Below are 18201 nucleotides of genomic sequence, written 5' to 3'. Positions count from 1 at the left end.
GTTCACCTGTGAGTCAGTTCGCCGGTCGGCCCGGATGCTCTGTGAGTTGCGACGTCCTCGTTGAGGCGTTGTCGCTCGCATCGCTCGACTAGCTGTTTTGTGGCAATTTGTGCCAAAAGTGAACGCAGTCTAAAAAGCCCGGATGACAAGACAGTGACAATCGACCAGCTTTTTTCCGCACGGCCAAAACCCTCATGTGTTCAATGGCTTGGCAACGTTTTCGGGGCGACGCAACGTGTCGAAGAAAAGCTGACGACGTCAGGATCGGTGACATGATGCGGAGGCGTCGTCGCTGCCATGCCCCAACTTTGTCTACATATTTTTGGCATCCTGACGAACACGTATCGACAGGAAAAACCACCGCATAAGGCCGTGCGACAAGCCCCTTGCGGCGCGTTTGGCGGGAAAGATTTTCAGGGAGCGAAGCGCGTCTTGGCGACGTGTGGCGTGCTGTGGCGACCTAAGGCACACGTGTGCAAGCAGGTGCGGCGACGTGCCACTGAGTGACGGGACGAGAGGGAAAGACGACCGGTCCCGGGCGGACCGGTCGTTGTCAGGCGATAAGCAATTCCGGGCCGCGCGCGCGAAGCTGGGCCAGCATGCTCTTGTGCGGGGCGGCGTCGCTGATGAGATAGCGGGCCGCCTCGAAGTGACGGATACGCACGGGCGTCACGCGACCGAACTTGGTGTGGTCCGCGACGACGGCCGACACGTTCGCGCACAGCAGCATGCGTGCGCGAAGCTCAGCAGCGGCACGGTTGAAATCGGTGATGCCTCCATCTTCCGTCACGCCGCCCACCCCGATGAACGCGAAGTCGGCGTGATATTGCGAAATCTGGTTAATGGCGTCCCAGCCCTGCACGGCGTCTTCGTTGTCCTGCAACTCGCCGCCGAGCAGCGTCACGCGATTGTCGTGATGGCGTCCGAGCAGGCGCGCGATCTGCCAGTCGTTGGTGTAGATGCGAAGACGGTGCTTGGAGAGCAGCGCCTGTGCTACAGCGCGCGTGGTCGTACCGTAGTCGATGATCACCGACGCGCCGTCGGGCACCAGCTCTGCGGCGCGCACGCCGATGGCGCGCTTGCCCACGGCATTGACGTTCTCACGCAGCGTCCAGTCAGGCTCGCTCCGGTCGGCGGCCAGCGCACCGCCGTGGGTCATGAGCAACAGACCGCGCGCCGCGAGCGTGTTGAGGTCGCGTCGCACGGTCTCGCGCGACACACCCAGTTCCCGCACCAGATCGCTGATCGCCAGCGCCCCGGTCTTGGCAAGTTGTTCGAGCACGTATTGTTGGCGTTGTTCGGCAAGCATGATCGAGCAATATCAGTTGGACTACGAATGACGGGACGACGTCCACGAAACCGGGAACGTCACGTGTCGTGCATTACCCCTGTAACGCGACACGCAATCCCAGACCGATGAAGATTGCGCCGGCCACGCGATCGAGCCAGCGCCCCGCCCCGGGACGGCGCTTGAGCCACGTTCCCAGCACGCCCGCAAACCAGCCGTAGGCGCTAAACACGACGATGGTCTGCGCCATGAACACGAGGCCGAGCAGCACCATCTGCCAGCCCGGATGGGCGGCGTCGGCGCTCACGAATTGCGGCAGGAATACGAGGAAGAACAGCGTGACCTTCGGGTTGAGCATGTTCGCGAACACGCTCTGGCGGAAGACGGCACCGAGCGACTGCGGTTCGGTGTCGTTTGCCAGCGTCAGCGCACCACGCGCACGCAGCGCCTTGATGCCGATCCAGATGAGATAGGCCGCACCGAGCAGCTTGATCGCCTCGAAAGCCCACGGCGACGAGCGCAGCACGGCCGCGAGGCCCACTGCGGCAATCGTCGTGTGGAAGAGGCAGCCGAAGGTGAAACCGGCCGCAGCGGCCAGTCCCGCGCGGCGTCCCTGCGCAATACCGCGTGCGATGACCTGCATGTTGTCGGGCCCGGGCGCAAGCGTGATAGCCACCGAGGTCAGCAGGAACAGCCAGAGATTGGGCATCGGTGCGTCCGGGTCGGAAAGTCAGAAATCGGTCGGTGTGCGCAGTGCGCTCAGTGCCCTTCGAACGAGCACAGCAGGAAGAGGTCCAGGCCAGCATCGCGAATCAGCTTCGACCCGCCCAGCTCCGGCAGGTCGACGATGGCCGCCCCCTCGATGACCGTCGCGCCGAGGCGCTCCAGCAGCTTCTTACCGGCGAGCATCGTGCCGCCCGTGGCGACCAGATCGTCGATCAGCAGCACGCGGTCGCCGGGACCGCAGGCGTCGGCGTGAATCTCGACCGTCGCACTGCCGTATTCCAGTTCGTACTCTTCGGCCACCGTCTGATAGGGCAGCTTGCCCTTCTTGCGAATGGGGATGAATCCGATGTTCAGCTCGTACGCGAGGATCGAGCCGAGAATGAAGCCGCGCGCATCGAGGCCCGCAATATAGTCGGGACGTTGCGCCATGTAGCGATGCACGAACACATCGATGAGCACCCGCAAGGTGCGCGGGTTCTTGAGCAACGGGGTGATGTCGCGGAACTGCACGCCGGGAGCGGGCCAGTCCGGCACGGTGCGGATCTGGCTTTTGATATAGGCGGCAGGGGACTCGTCGATCTGCAAGGGGATCCTTCTTTCGGCACGGATAGGGAACACGCCACATTATGCCAAAAAGGCCCGGCCTCCCTGTGACCGTCCGACTTTCCGCGCAGTTTGTCGTCCTACTCGTGCCCCAGCAGCCGCGTTTCCGCTGCGACCAGCTTGTCGGGCAGGCCGCGCAGCACCACGATGTCTTCGGCCATCAGACGCGTCTCCGCCACCGGCTCCACGCCACGAATGCCGTGGCGGCGGATCGCCGTCACCGTCACCCCGAGTTTGTCCAGCCGAAGCTCGCCGAGCGTACGGCCCACCGCCGCCGCATTGAGCGTGAGCGGCACCGATTGCAGGCGCACCTGCTCGCGCTCGCCGCCTTCGTCTTCGTCGTCGAGCCCGTGGAAGTAGCCGCGCAACAGGCTGTAGCGCTCGTTACGCGCCTGCGCCACCCGGCGCAACACGCGGCGCATCGGCACGCCCATGAGCACCAGCGCGTGCGAGGCGAGCATCAGGCTGCCCTCCACGATTTCCGGCACGACTTCGGTGGCCCCGGCGGCGATGAGGTCGTCGATATGCGTGTCGTCGACCGTGCGAACGACCACGGGCAGCGTCGGCTCCAGCGCCTGCACCTGTGCGAGGACCTTGAGCGCCGCCGGCGTGCTGTCGTACGTCACCACAATGCCCGCCGCCCGGTGAATCCCTGCCGCGACGAGCGCTTCGCGCCGGGCCGCGTCACCGAACACCACGGTCTCGCCGGAGCTGGCGGCCTCCATCACGCGGTCGGGGTCGAGGTCGAGCGCCACGTAGCCGATGCCCTCCTGCTCCAGCATGCGCGCCAGATTCTGACCGCATCGCCCGTAGCCGCAGATAATCACGTGCCCCGATGTCTTGATGCTCTGCGTCGCGATCTTGGTCATCTGCAACGACTGCATCATCCATTCGTTGGCGACGAAGCGCAGCGCAATGCGGTCGGCGTTGATGATGAGGAACGGCGCGCACAGCATCGAGAGCAACATGCCTGCGAGCACCGCCTGCGACAGCGACGGGTCGAGCAGACTCCGGTCGATGACAAGATTGAGCAGCACGAAGCCGAATTCGCCCGCCTGCGCCAGTCCCAGCCCGGTGCGGATTGCCGTGCCCGGCGGACTGCCGAACAGACGCGCCAGCCCCGCGATGAGCGTGAATTTGACGATCAGCGGACCGACGAAGAACAACAGCACGAGCAACGGCTGCTTGAGCACGATGCCCGGATTGAGCAGCATGCCGGTCGTGATGAAGAACAGGCCGAGCAGCACGTCGCGAAACGGCTTGATGTCGTCTTCCACCTGATGGCGAAACGGCGTCTCGGCAATCAGCATGCCCGCGATGAACGCGCCCAGCGCCATTGACAGGCCCAAATGCTCGGTGATGTAGGCCAGGCCCAGCGTGAGCAACAGCAGGTTGAGCATGAAGAGCTCTTGCGAGCGGCGCGCAGCCACGATGTGGAACCAGCGCCCGACCAGTTTCTGCCCGATCCACAGCAGCAATGCGAGTGCACCGGTGATCTTGAGTGCCGCCAGCGAGAGCGCCAGCACCAGCGCCTTCGAGTTGCCGCCGAGCGCGGAGATCACGATCAGCAACGGCACCACGGCCAGATCCTGGAACAGCAGAACGCCCATGATGTTGCGGCCGTGCTCCGTCTCCAGTTCGAGTCGCTCGGCAAGCATCTTGGTGACGATGGCCGTCGAGGACATGGCCAGCGCGCCCCCCAGTGCCACCGAAGCCTGCCATGAGAAAGACCAGAACAGGTTGACGAGTGCGCCCAGCCCGACCGCGACGAGCAACGTCCCCATCACTTGTGAAACGCCGAGTCCGAGCACCACCCGTCTCATGCTTTTTAGCTTGGGCAACGAGAATTCGATGCCGATGGAGAACATCAGGAAGACGACGCCGAACTCCGCGAGGTACTGCACGCGCTGCGAATCGGCCGCCAGCCCCAGCGCATGCGGACCGATGACGATGCCCACGCTGAGATAGCCCAGCATCGGCGGCAGATGAAGCATGCGAAACAACACCACCCCGACGCAGGCGGCAAACAACAATACGAGAGTGAGTTCGAGCGGCGATGCCATCAGCTAGGGTCGGTTTCCTGAGTGATTCCGGGTGAGCGGGGTGCATTGTCTTGCCAATGTCACGCAAGGGCCGTGCCAGCGTACGTCCGGACGGCGGCCCCGAGAGAGGAAACCGGACCGGTTCGGGCGATGTCCCGAACGGCGCTGGGCGGGGCGCGGGGCCATACGTGGCGCGGCTGTCCTTCGACGCCACGTCCGTTTTGATATACTCCGCGCATGATAGCGAAAATCAATCCAGGCCGGGCACTAGAGGTCGCCCGGGAGGTGTTGCGCACTGAAGCCGACGCCATCGAACGCGTGTCCGCGCACCTCGACGACAGCTTCTTCGAAGCGGTCTCGCTGCTGCTTGCCTGCCGCGGGCGCGTGGTCGTCACCGGGATGGGCAAGTCCGGCCACATCGGCCGCAAACTCGCTGCCACATTCGCCAGCACCGGCACCCCCGCATTCTTCGTTCACCCCGCAGAAGCCAGCCACGGCGATTTGGGCATGATCACGGCCGACGACGTCGTTGTCGCCCTGTCCAACTCCGGCGAAACGGGTGAGCTCGTCAGCATCCTGCCGATGATCAAGCGCATCGGTGCGAAGCTCATCGCCATGACCGGCAACGCCGCATCGAGCCTTGGCCGTCTGTCCGACGTGCATCTCGACGCGCACGTCGAGAAGGAAGCCTGCCCGCTGGGCCTCGCGCCCACCGCCAGCACCACGGCCGCCCTCGCTCTCGGTGACGCGCTCGCCGTCACGCTCCTCGACGCACGCGGCTTCGGCGCGGAAGACTTCGCCCGCTCGCATCCAGGCGGTGCACTGGGCCGCCGACTGCTGACCTTCGTGCGCGATGTCATGCGCACCGGCGACGCCGTGCCGCGCGTGCGCTCCGACGCCAATCTCTCCGACGCCCTGATCGAGATGACCGCCAAGGGTCTCGGCATGACCGCTATCGTGGATGCCGACGATCGCGTCGTCGGCATCTTTACGGACGGCGACTTGCGTCGTTTGTTCAAGCGTACACTCGATTTCACCTCGCTGAAGCTGGCCGACGTCATGAAGGCCGATCCGCGCACCATCGATCCGGACAAGCTCGCCGCAGAAGCCGCCGAGCTGATGGAACGCTTCGGCATCATGCAGTTGCTCGTGACGGAAAACGGCCGCCTTGTCGGCGCGCTGAACGTCCACGACCTGTTCGCCGCCAAGGTCGTGTGAGTTGTCTGCCCAGAGCCGTCTGCCAATGAGTCATCCGAGTCCAACGAATCCCCCCAACGCCTCCGACATCGTCTCCTTCGACGCAGCGGCCGCCACGCTTCGCGCGGCGCGTCTGCGCGTCATGGTGTTCGACGTCGATGGCGTGCTGACCGACGGCGGCCTGCGCTACGGCCCGGCCGGCGAAGTCATCAAGACCTTCGATTCGCTCGACGGCCACGGCCTGAAGCTGCTGGGTGAAGCCGGCATCGTCACCGCCATCATCACGGGACGCCAGTCGGATATCGTCGCCAAACGCGCGGCGGATCTGCGCGTCGCGCACGTCTATCAGGGCGTGCACGACAAGCGCACCGCGTTTGAAGACTTATGCGCCAAAGTGGGCGTGACGGCCGACGTCTGCGGACATATCGGCGACGACTGGCCCGACCTGCCCGTGCTCACGCGCGTGGGCTTTGCCGCCTGCCCGGCCAATGCGCATGTCGAAGTGAAGACACGCTGTCACTGGATCGCGAGCACACGCGGTGGTGAAGGGGCTGCACGCGAGTTGTGCGACTTCATCTTGCGCGCGCAGGGGCGTTACGACGCCCTGCTCGCCGAAGCCATCGCCTGACGCGCCGGGAGAGTCGATCCACTCATGGCCATCCAACGCGTCTCGCCCGCTTCGCTGATCGCGATCACCGTCCTGGCATGCCTTGCAGCCGGCACGTACTGGCTCGTGCAGCGCACGCTGCCGTCCGACGCCGACCGCGCGCCGTACGTGAAGCAGCACATCCCCGATTACTACGCCGACGACATGGTGATCTCCATGCTCGCGCCCAACGGCGTGACGCAGTACCGCGTCAACGCCGTCCATATGACGCACTTCGAAGACGATCAGACCACGGCCATGACGATGCCTGCCGTGCGCGCCTTCACGCCGGATCAGCCCGAAGTGACCGCCACGAGCAAGCGCGGCACGCTCAACGCCGATATGTCGATCGTCGATTTGTACGACGACGCGGTCGTGGTGCGTCAGCCGGGGCCGCGCGATCCCGAAATGCGAGCGCTGTCCGAGCACTTCCAGGTGCTCGTGAACGAAGACATCGTGCGCACCGAGAAGCCGGTGCAGCTGTTCCGCGGGTCATCCGTGATGTATGGCGACGGCATGATTTTCAATAACATCTCGCGCGCCGTACAATTGCTCGGCAATGTTCACGGCACGATCCAACCGGCGGAACTGGGCGCCAAGGGCCCGCCGCCGACCGGCCAGTCCGCTGCGCCCACCGCTCCACGCGCGCCATCTCAGACTCCACAGGGCCCCAAGACCCCATGACCGATCGCCTTTCACTGCGACCCGCTTCTATATCGCTGCGTGCGCTTCGCGCGCTGGCCGCCGCCTTTGCCATTCTTGGCGCACTGGCCGCACCACTGGCTCACGCCGAACGCGCCGACCGCGACAAGCCGCTCAATATCGAGTCGGACCACATGAGCTACGACGACCTCAAGCAGGTCAACATCTTCACCGGCAACGTGACGATGACCAAGGGGACGATTCTCCTGAAGGCCGATCGCGTCGAAGTGACTCAGGATCCGGAGGGCTACCAGTACGCCACCGCTTACTACAAGCCGGGCGGCCCGCTCGCCTACATGCGTCAGAAGCGCGACGGCATGGACGAGTACATCGACGGCTGGGGCCAGACCATCTATTACAACGGCAAGACCGAAGTCGCGACGCTTACCACGCAGGCCACGCTCAAGCGTCTGGCCGGTGGCACGAAGGTACTCGACGAGATTCACGGCAGCGTGATCACGTACGACACCTACAATGAGGTCTACACAGCCAACAGCGGTGCCGATCAGGTCAACCCCAACAATCCGAACGGTCGCGTGCGCGCCACGCTCGCGCCGCGCAACGCCACGGGCGCACAGGCGCAGGCGCCGGGCGGTGCCAGCAAGCCCGCTGCCGCGCCCAAGGGTGACCTGCCGCCGCTGTCGCCTTCCAAGAACATCGGGAATCCGCGTGAGTAATTCTGCCAATAGCAACGCCTCGACCATCAACCCGGGCACCGCCCCGGTGGGCAAGCCCAGCGCGCTCGTCGTGCGCTCGCTCAAGAAGCAGTACGGCGCGCGGACCGTCGTCAAGGACGTGTCGCTCGACGTAAAGAGCGGCGAGGTCGTGGGTCTGCTTGGCCCGAACGGCGCGGGCAAGACAACGTCGTTCTACATGATCGTGGGGCTGGTGCCTGCCGACGACGGCGAAATCCAGCTCGACGGCAACCTCATCAGCGAACTGCCGATCCACGAGCGCGCCCGCATGGGCGTCTCGTATCTGCCGCAGGAAGCGTCGGTGTTCCGCAAGCTCACGGTCGAAGACAACATTCGCGCCGTGCTCGAATTGCAGGTCGATGCGCAGGGCAAGCCCCTCAAGCGCGACGAAATCGAACGCCGCATTGAAGCCCTGCTCGACGAGCTTCAGGTGGGCCATCTACGCGAGAACCCGGCGATGTCGCTCTCCGGCGGCGAGCGTCGTCGCGTGGAAATCGCGCGCGCCCTGGCCACGCAGCCGCGCTTTATTTTGCTCGACGAACCGTTTGCGGGCGTCGACCCGATCGCCGTGCTGGAAATTCAGCGGATCGTGCGCTTTCTCAAGGACCGAGGTATCGGTGTCCTGATTACCGACCACAACGTGCGCGAGACGCTGGGTATCTGCGATCACGCGTACATCATCAGCGAAGGCTCGGTGCTCGCCGCCGGCACGCCTGACCAGATCGTTGCCGACGAAAGCGTCCGCCGCGTTTATCTGGGCGAAAATTTCCGGATGTAAAGCAGATTTTTCGCATGTAAACCCTGCCTCCGATAGGAGGCAGGGACGGTTCCGTTGGCGTGACAAAGCCTCTACAATGAAGGCGAGACCGCTATGAAACCGACTCTTCAACTCCGCACCTCGCAGCACCTGACCCTCACGCCCCAGTTGCAGCAATCGATCCGGTTGTTGCAACTGTCGACGCTCGAACTTCAGCAGGAAGTCGAGCACGCCCTCACCCAGAACCCGATGCTCGAACGCGAGGACGATTGGCTCGCTGGCTCGGTACGTGTGGGCACAGACGGGTCGCTGCGCAACGAGCGTGGTTCGTCGTCCAGCAGTTCGAACGACAACGGCCCCGAGGCCACCAACGGTCACGACGAAGCGCGCGAATTCGATGGCGAGGCCCGCTTCGACGACAACGCGTCGGACAACGGCAGCGACTGGAGCCTGAACGACTTCGCCCGCTCCGGCAGCGCATCGGACGACGACGACAATGCGCGTCCACAACTGCACGTCGACCATCCCAATCTCCGCGAACATCTGCTGGCTCAACTGCGCCTGACCAAGGCCGCGCCGCGCGACCGCGCGCTGGTGGAATTCCTGATCGAATCGCTGGACGAAGACGGCTACCTCGGTGGCCTGCTCGACGAGATTCAGGCCGAAATGCCCGAAGAGCTGGCGCTCGAAACGGAAGAGATCAACGCGGCGCTGGCGCTGCTGCAAAGCTTCGACCCGGCGGGCGTGGGTGCCCGCAGCCCGGCCGAGTGCCTGCGTCTACAGCTCCAGCGACTGCCCGCAAGCGGTGTGCGTACCCTGTCGCTGCGCATCGTCACCGATCACCTGGAACTGCTGGCCGCGCGCGATTACACGCGTCTGCGCCGCCTGCTGGGTGTCGGCGAAGACGGCCTGCGCGCCGCGCATCAGTTGATTCGCTCGCTGGACCCCTTCCCGGGTGCGGCGTACGGCGCGCCTCAGGCCGACTACGTCGTGCCCGATGTGCTGGTACGCAAGCAAGGAAGCGGTTGGACGGCGGAGCTGAATCCGGAAGTGATGCCGCGTCTACGCATCAACGAGATGTATGCGCGCATTCTCCGAAATAACCGGAACGATCCGGGAACCGGCAACCTCCAACAGCAGTTGCAGGAAGCGCGCTGGCTGATCAAGAACATCCAGCAACGCTTCGACACGATCCTGCGGGTGGCGCAGGCCATTGTCGAGCGTCAAAAGAACTTCTTCACGCATGGCGAAATCGGCATGCGGCCCTTGGTTTTACGCGAGATTGCTGATACGCTGGGTTTACATGAATCCACGATTTCACGGGTGACGACGAGTAAGTACATGCTCACTCCATTTGGAACCTTCGAGCTCAAGTACTTCTTTGGATCGCACGTGGCAACGGAAGCCGGAGGCGCTGCGTCATCGACCGCTATCCGCGCACTCATCAAGCAACTCATAGGAGCAGAAGACCCGCAGAGCCCCCTTTCCGATAGCCGTATCGCGGAACTGCTGGCAGAGCAAGGTTTTGTGGTGGCGCGGCGCACTGTCGCGAAGTACCGCGAGGCCATGCGAATCCCCGCAGTGAACTTGCGCAAATCTTTGTAGGACAGTCCTGGTGCGCCATGTTGGCCGCTGGGGCATAACGCCGCAGTGCGACATTGCGTCACGTCAATGGCTCGCACCCTCGCTAGCCAGCGTCAACGTCGACGCGGCCTGCACTTCGGCATTTCAGCAAGGAGAGCAGCTATGAATCTGAAGATCAGTGGACACCATCTCGAACTCACGCCTTCGCTGCGCGAATTTGTCGTCAACAAGCTTAACCGCGTGTTGAATCATTTCGACCAGCTAATTGGCGCCGAGGTGATCCTCTCTGTCGACAAGACCAAGGAGAAGAGCGGACGCCAGATCGCGAGCGTCACGGTGTTTCTCAAGGGCAAGGAAATTTTCGTCGAGAAGTGTGACGAGAATATGTATGCCGCCATCGACAAGCTGATCGACATGCTCGACCGCAAGGTAATGCAGTACAAGGACAAGGTTCAGGATCACGGTCGCGAGGCCATCAAGCACCACGAACTTCCTCCTGAGGCGGAACCGCTGCAATAGCGCGTTCAGGCGTGGTAATCGCATTGGCTGATACCGACGAAAATCCGCAAGGAACCACCCGAGCGCATATCCGTCTGTCGTAAGTCTGGCATCACCCACCGCGGGGCCGTTGAACGGCCCCTTTTGTATGGTTCGCCCCACTTCCGTGACTTGCCGCGAGCGCGGCGGCGAGTGGTCTATAATGCGAGGTCAATCGGGGGTTGGAGGGCGACTAAGCGTTCGCCCGCATTACAAGATGAACCGTTTAGCCAAACTCATACTCGAGTCCAACATCCTGCTTGGACTGTCCGTTACCAGCAAGAAGCGCCTGTTTGAACAGGTCGGCCTCCTCTTCGAGAACAACGCCGGGCTTTCTCGCGCTGTGGTGACCGACAATCTGTTCGCCCGTGAGCGTCTCGGCTCGACGGGGCTTGGCGAAGGCGTGGCGATTCCGCATGGACGCATCAAGGGCCTGAAGTTTCCGGCCGCCGCGTTCATCCGCCTGGAAGAGGCCATTCCGTTCGAAGCGCCCGACGGTCAGCCGGTCTCCCTCCTGTTCGTGTTGCTCGTGCCCGAGCAGGCGACGCAGCAGCACCTCGAAATCCTGTCCGAAATTGCCCAATTGCTCTCGGACCCGGAGATGCGCAGTATCCTGATCAACGCGCCCAGCGCCAAAGACGTCCACACCGCGCTGACGAACTGGAAGCCCTGAGTCGTTCCGAGTCGTCTGCGCACCGGTACGAATCGCCGCGAACACACACGAATTCCGTAGCTCCCACACCCAACCGAACGAGGCGACGCGGTGGAACTGACCGGCATCAACGCGCAAAGCATTTTCGATGACAACGCCGCGACATTGCGTCTGTCGTGGCTTACGGGCCATGAGGGCTGGGAGCGCGGCTTCACGCCGGAAAGCGTGGCCACGGCCACCTCCAGCGCCGACCTCGTGGGCCACCTGAACCTCATCCACCCGAACCGGATTCAGGTGCTAGGCGAAGCCGAGCTGCGCTACTACCAGCGTCTCACGGACGAGAATCGCAAGCGTCACATGGGCGAAGTCATCGCGCTGGAACCGCCGTTCCTCGTGGTGGCAGACGGCCTCGAAGCGCCGCCCGATCTGGTGCTGCGCTGTACACGCTCCTCCACCCCGCTGTTCACCACGCCGCTGTCGACGGCCTCCGTCATCGACAGCCTGCGTCTGTACATTTCTCGCGTTTTCGCGCCGCGTTGCACGATGCACGGCGTTTTCATCGACATTCTGGGCATGGGCGTGCTGCTCACCGGCGACTCCGGTCTCGGCAAGAGCGAACTCGGTCTGGAACTGATCAGCCGTGGACACGGCCTGGTGGCCGACGATGCAGTCGATTTCGTGCGTCTCGGGCCGGATTTCGTCGAAGGCCGCTGCCCGCCGCTGTTGCAAAACCTGCTGGAAGTGCGCGGTCTCGGTCTGCTCGACATCAAGACCATCTTCGGTGAGACGGCGGTGCGCCGGAAGATGAAGCTCAAGCTGATCGTGCAACTGGTGCGCCGTCCCGATGGCGAATTCCAGCGCCTGCCACTCGAAGCGCAGACGGTGGACGTGCTGGGCCTGCCGATCAACAAGGTGATTCTGCAAGTGGCCGCCGGGCGAAACCTCGCCGTGCTGGTCGAAGCCGCCGTGCGAAACACGATTCTGCAACTGCGCGGCATCGATACGCTCAAGGACTTCATGGAGCGTCAGCGCCAGGCCATGCAGGACCCGGATGGCATGCAGGGCAAATTGCTCTGAGCGTCGGCTATCGGTGAATCGACGGCCCCAAACCGTCGAAAGCGTCGGGGTATACCGTTAGTTTTGCCCCACTTTTGCGTTTTTCTGTCAACGCCGCGCGATTGCGGCGCGTTTTCTAACATGTTGTAATCGCAACGCGGTTCATCCCCGTGCCCGTGCGTCACGACCTTTTGGAGAGACGATCATGAAAAAAGCACTCGCTGCACTGCTTCTGGTATCCCCGCTGCTCGCATCGCCCGTGTTCGCTCAAACGGCCGCCGCCCCGGCATCTGCCCCCAAGGCGACCAACTCCCAACAAGACAAGATGAAGGCTTGCAACTCGCAAGCGACCGGCAAGAAGGGTGACGACCGCAAGGCCTTCATGAAGCAATGCCTGTCCGCCGGCGGCGCCGCACCCGCCGCCAAGCAAACGCAGCAGGAAAAGATGAAGACCTGCAACACGCAAGCGACCGGCAAGAAGGGCGACGATCGCAAGGCATTCATGAAGCAGTGCCTGTCGAACGCTCCGGCAGCCTGACTTTGACGCCGGGCGCTTACGCCTGACGAGCCTGACGGCGCCCCATGCGGGCGCCGTTTTCGCTTGCAGATCGGGATTCTCGAAAACGCAGCGAAAGCAGCAGGAATGCCCTTGTTTTTGCCCTCGCGACACCCGTTCGACACAATCGCTTACCATGATGGTTGTATTCGGGAAATGTCATGAAGATCGTACTGATTACCGGCGTATCCGGCTCGGGCAAATCGCTCGCCCTGAACGTCCTTGAGGATGCGGGTTACTACTGCGTCGACAATCTGCCGTCGCGCTTTTTGCCTGAACTCGCCGTCTACCTCGGAACACAGCATCACACGCGCCTCGCGGTCGCCATCGACGCGCGCAGCGGCGGCTCGCTCGCCGAACTGCCGCCGATCATTGGCGGCCTGCGCCGTTTCGGCCATGACGTCCGTGTGCTGTTCCTCAATGCGACCACACAAACGCTGGTGCAACGCTTCTCGGAGACGCGTCGCCGTCACCCGCTCTCCGCAACTGGCGACGACACGCTCTCGGCCACCGGCTCGCTCGTCGAAGCCATCGAGAAAGAACGTGAGATGCTCAGCAGCGTCACCGAGCTGGGTCACCAGATCGACACCAGTAATCTGCGCGCGAGTGCACTGCGCCGCTGGATTCGTGAATTCGTGCAACACGATCAGACCGGCCTCACGCTGATGTTCGAATCGTTCGGATTCAAACATGGCGTGCCGCTCGACGCCGACCTCGTCTTCGATGTCCGCTCGCTGCCCAATCCGTATTACGACGTGCAATTGCGCCCGCTGACCGGACGCGATCAGCCCGTGATCGATTTCCTGTCCGCCATTCCCGAAGTGGATGAGATGATCAACGACATCGGAGCGTATCTGGAAAAGTGGTTACCGAGCTTCATGCGCGACAACCGCAGCTATCTGACGGTCGCCATCGGATGTACCGGCGGGCAACATCGCTCCGTGTTCATCTCCGAGACGCTCGGCGCGCGCTTTCGCGACGAAGCGAGCGTGCTCGTGCGTCACCGCGAACTCGCTCCCGTCGACACGAAGTGAAAGGTCGTCGGCGCGCTCAGGCCGGAAGCGACAACTGAGCGCCGTTCATACCGTGCAGCGACAGCGCGTCGGCAATCTTGCGAATCGGTGACGGCAACCCGGCGGCCGCGACACCCTCCCCATCCAGCCATGCACGGTTTGCATCGTTGATCGATGTTGCCGACGACGCGGACAGCGTCACCATCCACGGTCGCAAATGCAATTTGAAGTGCGTGAAGACGTGCGTGAGGCCGTGCAGCGGCATAAGCGACTGCACTGCGCCAACCTTCGCACCAAGTGCCGCCGCATGCCCCGTCAGACGCTCGCGCAATAACGCGTCGTCGGCGTCGCGTGCGTCGGTCGGCGGCGTGAGTTCCGGCAAGCTCCACAGACCACCCCAGATACCGCTGTCGGGACGTCGCTCGAACAACACGCGATCGCCTGCGCGGATGACCAGCACGTCGACGTAGCGCTCCGGCTGCGCCTTTTTCGGCTTGGAAGTCGGTAACGTCCGCTCGCGCCCGGTCGCATGCGCGACGCAATCGCTGTCGAACGGGCACTCGCCGCAGCGTGGCTTGCCGCGGGCGCACAGCGTGGCCCCGAGGTCCATCATCCCTTGCGTGTAGGCTGGCAAGTCGCTTTGCGGCAACAGCGATTCCGCCAGCGTCCACATCTCCCGCTCGATCTTCGGCGTGCCCGGGAAGCCTTCGATACCGAACACGCGCGCGAGCACCCGTTTGACGTTGCCGTCGAGGATGGCGGCGTGCGCGTCGTACGCAAATGCGGCAATCGCCGCCGCAGTGGATCGGCCAATGCCCGGCAGCGTCGCGAGCGTTTCGGGGTCTGATGGGAAACGTCCGCCATGGGTCTCGACGACGACCTGCGCGCAGCGATGCAGGTTGCGCGCGCGCGAGTAATAGCCAAGGCCGCTCCACAGCGCCATCACATCGTCTTGCGGAGCGCTGGCGAGCGCGGCAACGTCGGGGAAGCGTTCGAGAAAGCGGCCGTAATACGGAATCACCGTGGCGACCTGCGTCTGCTGAAGCATGATTTCGGACAGCCAGATGCGGTAGGCGTCGCGCGTGTTCTGCCACGGCAGATCGTGACGGCCGTGTTCGGCCTGCCAGGCGATCAGACGCTGCGCGAAAGTGTCCGCGAGCGTGCCTGCAGTGATGTCGTTGGGGGCGTCTTTCATAGCGTTTTTGGGGAAGCTTTTTGTGCTGCGTTCTAGCGTAGATAAGGCCGCGCTTCGTCAAACCAACGTCGACTCAATCTGCGGTAAACGTCTGCGTTATTTCTGACATTTTGGGCAGAAGAACGTGGAACGTTGTCCCTGCACGATCTGCCGGATCGTCGTGCCACACACGCGACACGGCTGGCCCGCACGATCGTAGACGAAATACTCCTGCTGGAAATAGCCGCTCTGGCCGTCGCTGCCGACGAAGTCTCGCAACGTGCTGCCGCCCTTCTCGATCGCTGCGGCGAGTACCGTCTTGACGGCTTGCGCAAGCTTCTCGGCGCGGGGTCGCGACAGCTTGCCCGCCGCCATGCGGGGATGGATGCCTGCACGGAACAGGCTCTCCGAGGCGTAAATGTTGCCCACCCCCACGACGATGCTGCCCGCGAGCAGCGCCTGTTTGATGGAGACAGTGCGTCCGCGCGTGCCCGCGTAAAGCCACGCGCCGTCGAAGTCGTCGGTCAGCGGCTCGACGCCGAGGCTGGCGAGCAGCGGATGCAGCAGCACGTCGCCCGACGCACGCGAATGGAAGAGGACTGCCCCGAAGCGACGCGGGTCGCGATAGCGCAGCGCGCAACGTTCGAAGACGAGGTCGATGTGATCGTGAACGCCCGCGCTCGGCAGCGACTGCGGTTCCGGCATGACGCGCAACGTCCCGGTCATGCCCAGATGCACGAGCAACCAGCCGGGCGCGTATTCGAGCAGCAGGTACTTGCCGCGACGGGTGACGCCAATGAGCGTTTCTCCGCGCAGGAGGGCGTCGAGCCCGTCGGGCACCGGCCAGCGCAACGCCCCGTTGCGCACGTCGATGCGCTCGATACGCGTTCCGGCTACGTGCGGCGCAATACCGCGGCGGGTGACTTCGACTTCTGGGAGTTCAGGCATGCCTGCGAACGTTTGCTGAGGATTTAGACTCTATTGTATCGGGCGCGCTACAATCGCTCGAAACCTGCCGTGGATCCCTATGCCGAACACCCGATTCCAGTCCATTCCCGCCGCTGACCGTACTGCGGAAACCGTGGCACCCGTGGTTTTGCGCCTGCGCGGCGCCCTGGCTCGCGGGGCCTGGGCCGGAGCCACGGCGCTTGGCGTGACATGCGCCAGCGCAATCATGGCATTCCTGCCATCTTCGAACGCCTTCGCCCAATCCGGACCGGCGGCGCAGACCGCGCCCAAGGCGCCTTCCGCGCCCGCCAAGGCCAGCGCACCGGGTGCCGCGAGCGGTGCGGACGCCGATGTCGACAGCGAAGACGTCGCACCGAATGCGAACGTCCCGCGTGAGAAGCTGCCGAATGTTGCGCTCAGCAGCGAGATCGTCTTCGAAGTGATGGCCGCCGAATTGAGTCTGCAGCAAGGCAATCTGGCCCCGGCTTTCAATACCTACGTCGCCCTCGCCAACCGCACGAAGGATCCGCGCATGGCGCGCCGCGCGGTTGAGATCGCACTCGGCGCACGCCAGCTCGGCGACGCCCTGATTGCCGCCAAGCTGTGGCATCAGCTCGACCCGTCGTGGCGTCCGGCGACCCAACTGCTGGCGAGCCTCGAAGTCGGCACCGGCCATCTGGCAGAGGCCGAACCGCTGCTGGTCGACGAACTGAACAAGGTGCCCGAAGCGCGTCGCGGTCAGGCCATCCTCGAATTGCAGCAGATGATCGCCCGCAGTCCGGAGCGCGCCACGGGCATCGACTCGCTCAAGCGCATGCTGGCGAACGATATGCAGCGTCCGGAAGCGCAACTGGCCATCGCCCGTTCGCAGCTCGACGCAGGCGACACCGTCGGCGCGCGCTCATCGCTCGAAACCGCGCTCAAGCTCAAACCCGATTACGAGGCCGCAGCGCTGCTCTACGGGCAGATGGGCCCGGCGGAGCGCACCGGCGCGATCGCCAGCCTGAAGTCGTTCCTCGACCGGAATCCGAACGCCAAGGAAGCTCGCTTCGCCTACGCCAAGCTGCTGCTCGCCGACAATCAGCTCGACGCGGCGCAAAAGCAATTCGAAACGCTCGAAAAGCGTTACCCGCACGAACTGTCGACGCTGATGGCGCTCGCGCTGCTGAACCTGCACGCCAACCATCCGGAACAGGCCGAACAGTATCTGCAGAAGTACGCGACGGAAGCCGAGCAGCAGAACACCGACGGCGCACAGGCATACGTCTACCTTGCGCAGATTGCGCAGGACCGCAAGGACTATCCGGCGGCCGACAAGTGGCTCTCGAAAATTCGCGAAGACAGCAACGCCTATTTGCCGGCGCAAATCGGCCGCGCGCAGTTGCTGGCCGATCAGGGCAAGCTCGACGAGGGCCGTGCGCTGTTGCATGGCATCAAGTCGAGCGAGCCGCGTGAGCAACTTGCGCTCAAGCGTGCCGAATCGGATCTTCTGGTCAAATCGAAGCGTTACGACGATGCGGAGAAGTTGCTCGCCGTCGAAGTCAAAAACAATCCGGACGATGCCGACCTGCTCTATCAGTACGGCATGGTGGCCGAACTGAACAAGCATTACGAGGTCATGGAAAAGGCAATGCGTCGCGTGATGGCATCGCAGCCGGATAACGCGCAGGCGTACAACGCGCTGGGCTACTCGCTCACGGAGCGCAATACGCGCTTGCCGGAAGCACTCAAGCTGCTGCAAAAGGCATCGTCGCTCTCGCCGGAAGATCCGTACATCATGGACAGCCTCGGCTGGGTGAAGTACCGCCTTGGCGACAAGTCGCAGGCGCTCGAACTGCTGCGTCGTGCTTACGGCATTCAGGCGCAGGCGGAAATCGGCGCGCATCTGGGCGAAGTGCTGTGGGAGTCGGGTCAGCAAGACGAAGCGCGCAAGACCTGGCGCGAAGCGCTCAAGCTCGATGGCGACGACGACACGCTGCGCTCGACGATGAAGCGTTACAACGTAGCGCCGTAATGACGGTAACG

The 18201-nt window shown here is 63.5% G+C and carries 18 protein-coding genes; 12 read left to right on the top strand and 6 right to left on the bottom strand.

Annotated features, from left to right (window positions below; all coding sequences use genetic code 11):
• Positions 1-553 precede the first annotated feature (553 nt).
• The 4 genes from PAN31117_RS01725 to PAN31117_RS01710 form a co-directional block, all read right to left on the bottom strand.
• On the bottom strand, positions 554-1309 hold the full coding sequence (locus tag PAN31117_RS01725; protein ID WP_039395533.1) for a DeoR/GlpR family DNA-binding transcription regulator: 756 nt from the start codon (positions 1307-1309) through the stop codon (positions 554-556).
• A 73-nt stretch (positions 1310-1382) separates the two neighbouring features.
• Positions 1383-1997 carry a LysE family translocator gene (locus tag PAN31117_RS01720; protein WP_150736650.1) on the bottom strand — a complete coding sequence of 205 codons (615 nt, stop codon included), beginning with the start codon at positions 1995-1997 and terminating at the stop codon, positions 1383-1385.
• Positions 1998-2047: 50 nt separating this feature from the next.
• Positions 2048-2599 (bottom strand): adenine phosphoribosyltransferase, encoded by a 552-nt coding sequence (locus tag PAN31117_RS01715; RefSeq protein WP_084009576.1) that lies wholly within the window; start codon positions 2597-2599, stop codon positions 2048-2050.
• Positions 2600-2697: 98 nt separating this feature from the next.
• A complete protein-coding gene (locus PAN31117_RS01710) occupies positions 2698-4680 on the bottom strand; it encodes a monovalent cation:proton antiporter family protein (RefSeq protein ID WP_150736649.1) in 1983 nt (660 codons plus the stop codon).
• A gap of 216 nt (positions 4681-4896) precedes the next feature.
• Here PAN31117_RS01710 and PAN31117_RS01705 point away from each other — a divergent pair, with 216 nt between their 5' ends.
• From PAN31117_RS01705 to rapZ, 11 genes are all read left to right on the top strand, one after another.
• Positions 4897-5877: a KpsF/GutQ family sugar-phosphate isomerase gene (locus PAN31117_RS01705; protein ID WP_039395525.1), complete on the top strand. Its 981-nt coding sequence runs from the start codon at positions 4897-4899 to the stop codon at positions 5875-5877.
• Positions 5878-5902: 25 nt separating this feature from the next.
• Positions 5903-6484 carry a KdsC family phosphatase gene (locus PAN31117_RS01700; RefSeq protein WP_150736648.1) on the top strand — a complete coding sequence of 194 codons (582 nt, stop codon included), beginning with the start codon at positions 5903-5905 and terminating at the stop codon, positions 6482-6484.
• A 24-nt stretch (positions 6485-6508) separates the two neighbouring features.
• Positions 6509-7186, top strand: a complete 678-nt coding sequence (gene lptC, locus PAN31117_RS01695; RefSeq protein ID WP_150736647.1) for an LPS export ABC transporter periplasmic protein LptC — start codon at positions 6509-6511, stop codon at positions 7184-7186.
• Positions 7183-7881: a lipopolysaccharide transport periplasmic protein LptA gene (lptA, locus tag PAN31117_RS01690; protein WP_150736646.1), complete on the top strand. Its 699-nt coding sequence runs from the start codon at positions 7183-7185 to the stop codon at positions 7879-7881. The genes lptC and lptA overlap by 4 nt, the downstream gene beginning before the upstream one ends.
• A 25-nt stretch (positions 7882-7906) precedes the next feature.
• The gene (gene lptB / locus PAN31117_RS01685; protein ID WP_150736918.1) at positions 7907-8677 is read left to right on the top strand and encodes an LPS export ABC transporter ATP-binding protein; all 771 of its coding nucleotides are present in this window, start codon (positions 7907-7909) and stop codon (positions 8675-8677) included.
• 93 nt (positions 8678-8770) lie between these two features.
• Entirely contained in the window at positions 8771-10261 is a 1491-nt protein-coding gene (locus PAN31117_RS01680) for an RNA polymerase factor sigma-54 (RefSeq protein WP_150736645.1), read from the top strand.
• A 141-nt stretch (positions 10262-10402) separates the two neighbouring features.
• Positions 10403-10759 carry a ribosome hibernation-promoting factor, HPF/YfiA family gene (hpf, locus tag PAN31117_RS01675; RefSeq protein ID WP_039395515.1) on the top strand — a complete coding sequence of 119 codons (357 nt, stop codon included), beginning with the start codon at positions 10403-10405 and terminating at the stop codon, positions 10757-10759.
• Between the two features lie 235 nt (positions 10760-10994).
• Positions 10995-11450 carry a PTS IIA-like nitrogen regulatory protein PtsN gene (gene ptsN, locus PAN31117_RS01670; RefSeq protein ID WP_039395512.1) on the top strand — a complete coding sequence of 152 codons (456 nt, stop codon included), beginning with the start codon at positions 10995-10997 and terminating at the stop codon, positions 11448-11450.
• Positions 11451-11540: 90 nt separating this feature from the next.
• Positions 11541-12506, top strand: coding sequence for an HPr(Ser) kinase/phosphatase (hprK, locus tag PAN31117_RS01665; protein ID WP_039395509.1), 966 nt, complete (start codon positions 11541-11543; stop codon positions 12504-12506).
• A gap of 184 nt (positions 12507-12690) precedes the next feature.
• Positions 12691-13023 carry a PsiF family protein gene (locus tag PAN31117_RS01660; RefSeq protein WP_150736644.1) on the top strand — a complete coding sequence of 111 codons (333 nt, stop codon included), beginning with the start codon at positions 12691-12693 and terminating at the stop codon, positions 13021-13023.
• A gap of 179 nt (positions 13024-13202) precedes the next feature.
• The gene (rapZ, locus tag PAN31117_RS01655) at positions 13203-14075 is read left to right on the top strand and encodes an RNase adapter RapZ (RefSeq protein WP_150736643.1); all 873 of its coding nucleotides are present in this window, start codon (positions 13203-13205) and stop codon (positions 14073-14075) included.
• Between the two features lie 16 nt (positions 14076-14091).
• On the opposite strand, the gene mutY is transcribed toward rapZ, so the two are convergent.
• The gene (gene mutY, locus PAN31117_RS01650; protein WP_150736642.1) at positions 14092-15249 is read right to left on the bottom strand and encodes an A/G-specific adenine glycosylase; all 1158 of its coding nucleotides are present in this window, start codon (positions 15247-15249) and stop codon (positions 14092-14094) included.
• A gap of 96 nt (positions 15250-15345) precedes the next feature.
• A complete protein-coding gene (gene mutM / locus PAN31117_RS01645; RefSeq protein ID WP_150736641.1) occupies positions 15346-16176 on the bottom strand; it encodes a bifunctional DNA-formamidopyrimidine glycosylase/DNA-(apurinic or apyrimidinic site) lyase in 831 nt (276 codons plus the stop codon).
• A 79-nt stretch (positions 16177-16255) separates the two neighbouring features.
• Here mutM and PAN31117_RS01640 point away from each other — a divergent pair, with 79 nt between their 5' ends.
• Positions 16256-18190 carry a tetratricopeptide repeat protein gene (locus PAN31117_RS01640; protein ID WP_150736640.1) on the top strand — a complete coding sequence of 645 codons (1935 nt, stop codon included), beginning with the start codon at positions 16256-16258 and terminating at the stop codon, positions 18188-18190.
• The last annotated feature ends 11 nt before the right edge of the window (positions 18191-18201 follow it).

The sequence above is a fragment of the Pandoraea anapnoica genome (genome assembly GCF_902459765.1).
GTDB classification, from domain to species: domain Bacteria; phylum Pseudomonadota; class Gammaproteobacteria; order Burkholderiales; family Burkholderiaceae; genus Pandoraea; species Pandoraea anapnoica.
This window is presented reverse-complemented; position numbering and strand designations above follow the sequence as displayed.

Bases quoted from the DNA above. Each gene is read 5' to 3' on its own strand.
- PAN31117_RS01725 (WP_039395533.1), bottom strand. From the start codon at position 1,309: ATGCTTGCCGAACAACGCCAACAATACGTGCTCGAACAACTTGCCAAG.
- PAN31117_RS01720 (WP_150736650.1), bottom strand. From the start codon at position 1,997: ATGCCCAATCTCTGGCTGTTCCTGCTGACCTCGGTGGCTATCACGCTT.
- PAN31117_RS01710 (WP_150736649.1), bottom strand. From the start codon at position 4,680: ATGGCATCGCCGCTCGAACTCACTCTCGTATTGTTGTTTGCCGCCTGC.
- PAN31117_RS01705 (WP_039395525.1), top strand. From the start codon at position 4,897: ATGATAGCGAAAATCAATCCAGGCCGGGCACTAGAGGTCGCCCGGGAG.
- PAN31117_RS01700 (WP_150736648.1), top strand. From the start codon at position 5,903: ATGAGTCATCCGAGTCCAACGAATCCCCCCAACGCCTCCGACATCGTC.
- lptC (WP_150736647.1), top strand. From the start codon at position 6,509: ATGGCCATCCAACGCGTCTCGCCCGCTTCGCTGATCGCGATCACCGTC.
- lptA (WP_150736646.1), top strand. From the start codon at position 7,183: ATGACCGATCGCCTTTCACTGCGACCCGCTTCTATATCGCTGCGTGCG.
- PAN31117_RS01680 (WP_150736645.1), top strand. From the start codon at position 8,771: ATGAAACCGACTCTTCAACTCCGCACCTCGCAGCACCTGACCCTCACG.
- hpf (WP_039395515.1), top strand. From the start codon at position 10,403: ATGAATCTGAAGATCAGTGGACACCATCTCGAACTCACGCCTTCGCTG.
- ptsN (WP_039395512.1), top strand. From the start codon at position 10,995: ATGAACCGTTTAGCCAAACTCATACTCGAGTCCAACATCCTGCTTGGA.
- PAN31117_RS01660 (WP_150736644.1), top strand. From the start codon at position 12,691: ATGAAAAAAGCACTCGCTGCACTGCTTCTGGTATCCCCGCTGCTCGCA.
- rapZ (WP_150736643.1), top strand. From the start codon at position 13,203: ATGAAGATCGTACTGATTACCGGCGTATCCGGCTCGGGCAAATCGCTC.
- mutY (WP_150736642.1), bottom strand. From the start codon at position 15,249: ATGAAAGACGCCCCCAACGACATCACTGCAGGCACGCTCGCGGACACT.
- mutM (WP_150736641.1), bottom strand. From the start codon at position 16,176: ATGCCTGAACTCCCAGAAGTCGAAGTCACCCGCCGCGGTATTGCGCCG.
- PAN31117_RS01640 (WP_150736640.1), top strand. From the start codon at position 16,256: ATGCCGAACACCCGATTCCAGTCCATTCCCGCCGCTGACCGTACTGCG.